The organism is Rhizobacter sp. P1_G5 (assembly GCF_056405435.1).
Genome location: NZ_JBFUCB010000475.1, coordinates 1 through 4,853, shown reverse-complemented (window position 1 = coordinate 4,853; position 4,853 = coordinate 1). Strand labels below are relative to the sequence as shown.

Below are 4,853 nucleotides of genomic sequence, written 5' to 3'. Positions count from 1 at the left end.
ACGACGAGGGCCGCACGCTGGTCGGCCTGGCGGCCCGCGAGCGCGTCAGCACCCACCCCGACCGCACCGCGCAGGGCTTCAAGCGCTGGATGGGCAGCGACCGCAAGCTGCGGCTCGGCACGCGCGACTTCCGGCCCGAGGAACTGTCGGCGCTGGTGCTGCAATCGCTGAAGGCCGATGCCGAGGCGCTGCTCGGCGCGCCGGTGACCGAGGCCGTGATCACCGTGCCGGCGTACTTCAACGAGGCGCAGCGGCGTGCCACCCGCACCGCCGGCGAACTGGCCGGGCTGACGGTGGAGCGGCTGCTCAACGAGCCGACCGCCGCCGGCCTGGCCTACGGCCTGCAGGAGCGCACCGACCACAGCAGCTTCCTGATCTTCGACCTGGGCGGCGGCACCTTCGACGTCTCGGTGCTGGAGTATTTCGACGGCGTCGTCGAGGTGCGCGCGAGCGCCGGCGACACGCGGCTCGGCGGCGAGGATTTCGTGCAGGCGCTGGGCCGCCTGTTCATCGAGCGCTGCGACGGCCTGAAGCCCGCCGAGCGCGAGGCGCTGATGCAGGGCGGCGCCTGGTGGCGTGCCGCCGAGCAGGCCAAGCGCAACCTGAGCGATGCCGACAGCACCGTGATGTCGCTGGTGCACCAGGGCCGGCGCATCGAGTGCGCGATCACGCGGGCGGATTTCGAATCCGCGAGCGCCGAGCTGCTGCAGCGCCTGCGCCGCCCGATCGAGCGCGCGCTGTACGACGCGAAGATCGACGCTGCCGGGCTCGACGAGGTGGTGCTGGTCGGCGGCGCGACGCGCATGCCGATGATCCGCCAGCTGACGACGCGGCTGTTCCAGCGCCTGCCGCTGCGCACCATCGACCCCGACCTCGCGATCGCGCAAGGCGCGGCGGTGCAGGCCGGGCTGAAGGCGCGCGACGCGGCGCTGTCAGAGGTGGTGCTGACCGACGTGATGCCGTACTCGCTGGGCATCGTCGCGTCGCAGCAGGTCGGCGACGCGCTGGTGGCCGACCGCTTCTCGCCGATCATCGAGCGCAACACGCCGGTGCCGGTGTCGCGCACGGGCATCTACTCGACGGTGGTCGACAACCAGAAGAGCATCCGCATCGACATCCGCCAGGGCGAATCGCCGGTCGGTTCCGAGAACCTCGCGCTGGGCGTGCTCGATGTCGACGTGCCGCCCCGCCCGGCCGGCACGGCGACGCTGGAGGTGCGCTTCACCTACGACGCGAACGGCCTGCTCGACGTCGACGCACGCGAGACCGCCAGCGGCCGCATCACCAACACGCTGATCCACAACACCTCGACGCAGATGGACGCCGCAGCGATTGCCTCGGCACTCGAACGGTTGAAGCAGCTGAAGCGCCACCCGCGCGACGAGGACGAGAACCGCTACCTGCTGGAGCGTGCGAAGCGCCTGTACGAAGACCGGCTGGGCGAGCAGCGCAGCGCGTTGCAGGCCTGGATGGCGCAGTTCGAGGCGGCGCTGGACACGCAGGACGCGCGCACGGTGCGCACCGCGCGCCAGCAATTCCGGCAGGCGCTGGACAGCATCGACGGCGGCTTCCGCTTCTGACCGGCGAGGCCACGATGGAGGATTGGCAGGTGCTGGGGCTGGCGGAGCCCACCGACGAGCTCGCGCTGATCAAGCGCAGCTACGCCGCGCGGCTGAAGGTGACGCGGCCCGACGACGATGCGCTCGCCTACCAGGCGCTGCGCGAGGCCTACGACCGGATGGTCGCGTGGGCGCGACATCAGCAGGCGGTGCGGGCCGAAGCGCAGGTGACGACAGCCGCGCCCGAGTCGGCGCCCGTCGCACCGGTTGCCGCGGAAGTCGCCGTGGCGCCCGCGGAGGCAACTCCCCAGACGGCGGCCAAGGAGCACCTGTCACCCGAAGCGCTGTGCGAACTCGTCGCCCGAACCCTGCCGCTCGGCCCGGCCGCGCTCGATGCGCTGGTGCCGATGCTGCGCCGGCACCTGAACGACCTGCCACTGGGCCAGGAGGCCGAAGCCTCGGCACGCTTTGCCGACCTGGTGCTGCGCACCCCGCTGCTGCCCGCCAGCATGCAGGCGATGCTGCAGGAACATTTCCGCTGGCTGGACGACTTCCGCGTCGATCGGCAGATCGGCTGGGAGCGCACCCATGCGTTGCAGATGGCGCTGGACGGCCTGCACCGGCCGGTGACCGACGAGCACACGCTGCGGCTGCATGCCGACCTCGTGACCCTGCAGGCCCTGCTGGCGCGTGGCCGCCGGTGGTGGGCGTTGGGGCTGGCCACGCTGCTCGGCGTGCCGCTGGAACGGCAGATTCACGCCGCCGGCCCGGCGCTGCTCGCGCGACTGGGCTTCGATCGGGCGCTGCTGGCGCGCCTCGCATCGTTGCTGAAGCAGGGGCGGTGGCTGCGCATGGCCGCCGCGGCCCTGGTGGTGTTCGGTCTCGGCTGCGTGCTGGCGCGCGACCTGGAAGGCGCGCTGTGGGGCACCGGCTTCGTGGTGGCGGCCGGACTGGCGGGGCCGGTGCTGCCGCTGATCGGCTTCGGCCTGGTGTACGGCGTGCGCCGCCACAAGCTGCTGCCCGATGCGTGGGCCGCCCGCTTGCGATGGCACCGCCTGCACCGCTGGTGGCCATGGGTCGGCGTGGCCTCGCTGCTGGCCGCGGCGGCCTGCCTCGAAGCGGCAAGCCGCTTCGAGTTGCCCGGCGCCCTGCTCGCTGGCGTCGGCCTGCTGCTGGCGGGCGTCGGGATGGCGCTGCCGCTGATGATGGAGCAGGCGCTGGTGTCCGCGGGCCTTGCCGCCTACTTCGTGCTGGCGTTCCGGATCAACGACGCGCCGGTCATGCTGCTGGTGCTGGCCTGGGTGCTCGGCGGCATGCAACTGTTCCTGCAACAACAGGTGTGGTTGCCGTCGCACCAGGACGCCGGCGACCGACTGAATCCGCTGCAGGCGCTCCTGACCTTCACCGCCGGCCTGCCGACCGTGGCCGCATCGATCGCCGAGCACGCCGGGCACCGGCTGGTGCTGACCGCCCTGCTGCTGGCCCTGACGCCGCAGATGATGGGGCGGGCGGTACCGGTGTGGTACGCGATGCCGCTCGCGGTGGGAGCGGTCTCGGCGCTGCTCTTCGTGCAGGGACGGTCGGTCGGACTGGCGCGCCGGCTCGCGCCGCGCGCGCTGGCAGGCAGGGGGCAGCCGGCCTAAACTCGACCGTTTTCGGGAGCCTCCATGAAACCGGTCCAGTTCAACCTGCACGGGCAGGTCATCGTGATCACCGGCGCCTCGCAAGGCATCGGCGCCGCCTGCGCGCAGCGCCTCTCGCGCGACGGCGCGGCGGTGGCGCTGTGGGATGTCGACGATACGCGCGGCGCGGCGCTCGCGGCCAGCCTCGCGGCCGAAGGCCAGCGCGCCCTCTACCTGCACTGCGACGTGTCGAAGAAGGCCGAGGTCGACGCCGCGGTCGCCGGCACGCTGGCCGCCTTCGGCCGCGTCGACGGGCTGGTCAACAACGCCGGCATCTTCAAGGCCGCCGATTTCCTCGAGATCACCGAGGCCGACTGGGACGCGGTGATCGACATCAACCTGAAGGGCTCGTTCCTGGTCGGCCAGGCGGTCGCGCGCGAGATGGTGAAGACCGGCGGCGGCGCGATCGTCAACATGAGTTCGGTCAACAGCGTGATGGCGATCCCGAGCATCGCGAGCTACAACGCGAGCAAGGGCGGCATCAACCAGCTGACGCGCGTGATGGCGCTCTCGCTGGCCGATCGCGGCATCCGCGTCAACGCGGTGGCGCCCGGCACCATCGCGACCGAGCTCGCGAAGAACGCGGTGCTGGGCAGCGAAGAAGCGCGTGCCCGCATCATGAGCCGCACGCCGATGAAGCGGCTCGGCGAGCCGGGCGAGATCGCCGACGTGGCCGCCTTCCTGCTGAGCAGCGCGGCGAGCTACATGACCGGAGAGATCGTCTACGTGGACGGCGGGCGGCTCACGCTGAACTACACGGTGGCGACATGAGCGCGGCGGCAGGCACGGCGAACGCGCCGCTCGAAGGCGGCTGCCTGTGCGGCCGCATCCGCTACCGCGCGTCGCCCGACAAGCGCGAGGGCTACTACTGCCACTGCCGCATGTGCCAGCTGGCCTTCGGCAACACGCGCGTGCCGTTCCTGAACCTGCGCCGCGACCAGGTCGAGTGGCTGACCGAGCCGCCGAAGACCTACGCGTCGTCGAAGTTCGCGCTGCGCGGCTTCTGCGGGAACTGCGGCACGCCGCTGAGCTTCGCGTACGAGGGCTCGCAGCACATGGACCTCTCGGTCGGCAGCCTGGACGACCCGTCGGCGATCACGCCGAAGGATCACTTCGCGATCGAGTCGAAGGTGGCGAACTGGGAGGTCGACGACGGGCTGCCGGGGACGCGGCTGGATGAGCATGCAGCGCTGACGGAGCGCTGGAAGAAGGCCTACGGGACGGATGTGGTTCCCGGTGTCGACGTCACGCGGGACCGGCCGTCCTGACGGTCACTCTTCGTTCATCACCGCGAGGCATTCCTCGATCAGCGCGTGCAGCCGGATCACGCGCTCGTCGCCCAGGCGCTCGTTGAACGTCACCTGCGCCCGCTTCCACTCGCGTCGCGCCTCGTCGCGCTTGACGCGGCCGGCCGCAGTGGCCTCGACGACGCGGCTGCGCCCATCCTCGCCCGGCCCGACCGTGACCCAACCCTGCGCCACCAGCGGCTGCAGGTTGCGCGTCAGCGTCGACGCATCCATCTCCATGTGAGACGCCAGCACGCCGGGCTTCACCGGCCCGAGTGAGACCACCTGGGACAGCAGCGAGTACTGCGTCGTCTTCAGCCCCGAGT

General features: G+C 71.5%; 5 protein-coding genes. 4 read left to right on the top strand and 1 reads right to left on the bottom strand.

The window, feature by feature from the left end; genetic code table 11:
* The 4 genes from AC1D12_RS24895 to AC1D12_RS24880 all read left to right on the top strand — a co-directional run.
* A partial coding sequence (locus AC1D12_RS24895) for an Hsp70 family protein (protein ID WP_477843545.1) occupies positions 1-1,580 on the top strand: 1,580 nt, incomplete at its 5' end.
* A 14-nt stretch (positions 1,581-1,594) separates the two neighbouring features.
* Positions 1,595-3,202 carry a hypothetical protein gene (locus AC1D12_RS24890; RefSeq protein ID WP_477843543.1) on the top strand — a complete coding sequence of 536 codons (1,608 nt, stop codon included), beginning with the start codon at positions 1,595-1,597 and terminating at the stop codon, positions 3,200-3,202.
* Positions 3,203-3,226: 24 nt separating this feature from the next.
* Positions 3,227-4,012 carry an SDR family NAD(P)-dependent oxidoreductase gene (locus AC1D12_RS24885; RefSeq protein ID WP_477843541.1) on the top strand — a complete coding sequence of 262 codons (786 nt, stop codon included), beginning with the start codon at positions 3,227-3,229 and terminating at the stop codon, positions 4,010-4,012.
* A complete protein-coding gene (locus AC1D12_RS24880; RefSeq protein WP_477843539.1) occupies positions 4,009-4,509 on the top strand; it encodes a GFA family protein in 501 nt (166 codons plus the stop codon). Before AC1D12_RS24885 ends, AC1D12_RS24880 begins: the two co-directional genes overlap by 4 nt.
* A 3-nt stretch (positions 4,510-4,512) precedes the next feature.
* On the opposite strand, the gene AC1D12_RS24875 is transcribed toward AC1D12_RS24880, so the two are convergent.
* Positions 4,513-4,853: MarR family winged helix-turn-helix transcriptional regulator (locus AC1D12_RS24875; protein WP_477843537.1), on the bottom strand; the 341-nt coding region annotated here is incomplete at its 5' end.

Bases quoted from the DNA above. Each gene is read 5' to 3' on its own strand.
- AC1D12_RS24890 (WP_477843543.1), top strand. From the start codon at position 1,595: ATGGAGGATTGGCAGGTGCTGGGGCTGGCGGAGCCCACCGACGAGCTC.
- AC1D12_RS24885 (WP_477843541.1), top strand. From the start codon at position 3,227: ATGAAACCGGTCCAGTTCAACCTGCACGGGCAGGTCATCGTGATCACC.
- AC1D12_RS24880 (WP_477843539.1), top strand. From the start codon at position 4,009: ATGAGCGCGGCGGCAGGCACGGCGAACGCGCCGCTCGAAGGCGGCTGC.